This window comes from Methanobrevibacter olleyae, assembly GCF_900114585.1.
Classification (GTDB): domain Archaea; phylum Methanobacteriota; class Methanobacteria; order Methanobacteriales; family Methanobacteriaceae; genus Methanobrevibacter; species Methanobrevibacter olleyae.
The window spans coordinates 1-3,539 of the sequence record NZ_FOTL01000011.1 but is presented as its reverse complement, the minus strand read 5'-3'; the positions used below and the strand labels follow the sequence as shown (position 1 = coordinate 3,539).

Genomic DNA, 3,539 nt, shown 5'->3' with positions numbered 1-3,539 from the left:
ACAGCACCACCACTATACTTATTAGCATGGTTATTGACAAAAGAACAATCCTTTAAAGTACCATTATCACCATTCCAATAAACAGCACCACCATAACCCTCATTAGTTTTATTGGCGTTTATGAATTTTATATTTTTTAATGTGACATGATTGCCAGTTATCATGAGTATTCTTGTTGATAATTTTCCATCAAGTACATGGTTTTTACCATCAATAGTTATGGATTTGTTAATAACTATCTCTGAATCACCAGCAGAATAAGCATAATCTTTATCTAGAGTTAATGTGTTATTCGCAGGTGTATTGTTGATTAAATTTTGTAAATCTGTGAATGATGATCCTGTACCTTTTAAGTTATCCTCATTCATTACATTGCTGACTTCATCTTCTTCAACAGACTCTGAAGCTACTGCACTGTCATCACCGGTTCCAAGATTGACACTTTCATCTGCTGTTTCTGCATCTATGGTTTCTATGTTTTCATTTAAACCTATTTCAGGGCTTGTATTCTCTTGTGCTGAGACAGCCGAAATAGATAAAAAAATTAAAAATAAAAACACTATAACAATTTTATTCAAATCATTTATCATTTTCATTTACCTCCAATTATTTTTTATTAATTTATTTAAATAAATGAAATTAAAAAGATAAATATGTACAAGTAATTAATAATAATTCTATACAACCATCTATAAATAATTAACGACACCGAATATAAAAAAATTTATATGACTAAAATTAAACTAATATACATATAATGCTATTATGATAGGCTGGATTGATGTTACAATTATTATTTTATCAAAAACTTTTTTTTATCTTAATCATTTTTATTTAATGATATTTGCTAAAAATATGATATCTTCTTTTTATGAAAAAAACTTTTTTTTATCCAAATTAGGCCTTTAAGATATTTATATGGGATTTTGTTGAAAATGCCTATTTTTATATTGAATTTTGCTTTTATTCTTAAATTCCTTTTTCAGAGCCTCTTTTATTATTTTTTCAATGCATTAATATAGCATGGACTTTCCAAATGAAAATTCCTCTTATATTTAATGGTGGTGGTTGATTAAAATGAGATTTGAAAATTAATATTTTCGGATAGGTAATAATTTTTATTTTTTTTAGTAAATAGATTTATTGTCTATTATTTTTTCTGATTTAAACTAATATTTCAAGTGTAACTGAATTTAAATCATTTTTAAAGCTTTATATTTCATTTGGCCTAGCTTAATTTTTTTAGTGTATATGTAGTTTCAATCTAAAAATGATTTCAAGAAATTGTAATTTTTAAATTATTAGAAATATTTATTAGATATCCTTTAGATAATTTAATTTATAAATAACATTATTTTTTTTTTTTTTTTATTTTTATAATGATTTAATTTAAATTAACTTTTTATATTAGTTTTATTTCTAAAGAGGTGTTAAATTGACAAAAGGAAAAATCAGTCCTAAAAATTTATTAAAAAAATCACCTAAAGTAATTGATCTAGATGATGTAGATATCACTAACTATAATTTTTCTATTGAAGATTTAAATGATAAAAACAGTAAAAATTATGCTTTATTAAAAAAGATCTTAGATTCCAGTTCTGCTTGCCAACTTTCTGATGCGTATTCTTCTATTTCTAGTCGTAGCGGAGTTATTAGAGGATTAAAAGCCATGAACAACAATAAAGTTTATGGTAAGGTATTCACTGCAAAAACCAATACTGATGATTGGGGCACTTCTTTAATGGCTATGGATAATGCAGAAGAGGGGGAAGTTTTATTTATTTATACTTATGGTAGGCCTGCTTCTGTTTGGGGTGAACTAGCTTCTACTTGTGCCAGTGAAAAAAGAATCGCAGGAACTATATTATATGGTTATACAAGAGATATGGATGCACTTCTAGATTTAGATTATCCGGTATTTGCTCTTGATTATCTTCCTAATGCAGGTAAAGCATTAGGTCTTGGTGAGATTAACATTGATTTAGAAATTGGTGAAGATATTATAAAACCAGGGGATTTTGTATTTGGAGATCAAAATGGAGTTGTGGTGATTCCTAAAGAATTATTCAATGAAACTATTGTAGCAACTTTTAATGTTAAAGTAGGAGAAAATCACATTATTAAAGAATTAAAAAAAGGCAGATTACTATCTGAAATCATTGATTTAAATAGATGATTTTATTTTTTTTATCTGAAATCATTGATTTAAATAGATGATTTTATTTTTTTTTAAAATATTTCATTCTATTTCTTTAAATTATTTTATTTTTTATCTTTTTTTATTTTTTTAAACTATTTTATTTTTATTTGAGATAAAGTCTCACCAATAGCTTCATTAATGACTAAACTGGCTAAATCATCATAAGGGGTTTTGCCTTTATTAATCAATACTAATTTTGAGCCATTAAAATAATTTATTAAACCTGCAGCTGGATAAACGATAAGTGAAGTTCCTCCAATTATTAATGTATCTGCCTTTGAAATATAGTCAATTGCAGAATTTAAAACAGCATCATTCAATGGTTCTTCATATAAAACAACATCTGGTTTAACGATTCCTCCACACTCACAAGTTGGAATTCCATCACTTTTTAATATAAAGTCTAAATCATATTCTTTATTACAAATCTGGCAATAATTTCTATCTATACTTCCATGAAGCTCTAAAACATTTTCACTTCCTGCTTTTTGGTGTAAGCCATCAATATTTTGAGTAATTATCACTTTCAACTTTCCTATTTTTTCAAGTTCAGCTAATTTTAAATGGGCAGGATTTGCTTTAGCATCTGTAAAAAGAAGGTTTTCTTTATAGTAATTAAAGAATTCTTCAGTATGGCTGATATAGTAACTATGTGAAACTAAATACTCCGGTCTAGCTCCATATTTTTCTAAACTTCTAAAGATTCCACTTTCAGATCTGAAATCAGGTATTCCACTTTCTGTTGAAACACCTGCACCTCCAAAGAAGACTATATTATTTGATGAGTTTATAATTTCTTGTAATTTGCTAATTTTAGACATATTATTAGACATGTTATTATCTTTGTTATTAATTGATATTTATTCTTTCTTAGGTTCATTGCTTTAAATCAATAGAGAAACTTTATATATGGTGAAGTACAATTATTTTTAAGTCTAGTAATTTTAATTATATGATTTTAGAATAATTATTTTTAAATTAAGTAATATTTTTTTATAAATATTTTTAATATTTTATAAATATTTTTAATATTTTAGAGGTTGTAAAATTTTATAGGCTTATTTTATTTTTATGTGATTTTTTGTCCAGTTTTTCATTTGGTAGTCTAAAAATGTTAGAATTCCATTTTTAGTTTTGTAAGTTTTCTTAATTTTTTCTGGATTTGTTTGTCTGTAGTAATTTTCTACTTTATTTGATGTTTTTTCAATATTTTCATCATCTAAGTATTCTATGTATCTTTTGAAGTGATTTAAGACATGTTTGTTTACAAATTGCATTAAAACTTCTGGAATCGAATCATAATTTTCTATAATAATTTTTAAATTTTTCAATCGCTTTT

2 protein-coding genes and 2 pseudogenes are annotated in these 3,539 nt (G+C 25.1%); 1 reads left to right on the top strand and 3 read right to left on the bottom strand.

The window, feature by feature from the left end; genetic code table 11:
- A pseudogene (locus BM020_RS09565) lies at positions 1-590 on the bottom strand (hypothetical protein); the annotation flags it as partial.
- Positions 591-1,435: 845 nt separating this feature from the next.
- Between BM020_RS09565 and BM020_RS04380 the strand changes: the two are divergent.
- On the top strand, positions 1,436-2,176 hold the full coding sequence (locus tag BM020_RS04380) for an RraA family protein (RefSeq protein ID WP_143743955.1): 741 nt from the start codon (positions 1,436-1,438) through the stop codon (positions 2,174-2,176).
- A 116-nt stretch (positions 2,177-2,292) separates the two neighbouring features.
- Here the strand turns inward: BM020_RS04380 and BM020_RS04375 are convergent, their stop codons facing one another.
- Both BM020_RS04375 and BM020_RS04370 read right to left on the bottom strand, forming a co-directional pair.
- Positions 2,293-3,021 carry an NAD-dependent protein deacylase gene (locus tag BM020_RS04375; protein WP_067148956.1) on the bottom strand — a complete coding sequence of 243 codons (729 nt, stop codon included), beginning with the start codon at positions 3,019-3,021 and terminating at the stop codon, positions 2,293-2,295.
- A 237-nt stretch (positions 3,022-3,258) separates the two neighbouring features.
- Positions 3,259-3,539: pseudogene (locus BM020_RS04370) on the bottom strand (ISNCY-like element ISM1 family transposase); the annotation flags it as partial.

Excerpts from the sequence above, each read along its gene's own strand:
- BM020_RS04375 (WP_067148956.1), bottom strand. The coding sequence starts at position 3,021 with ATGTCTAAAATTAGCAAATTACAAGAAATTATAAACTCATCAAATAAT.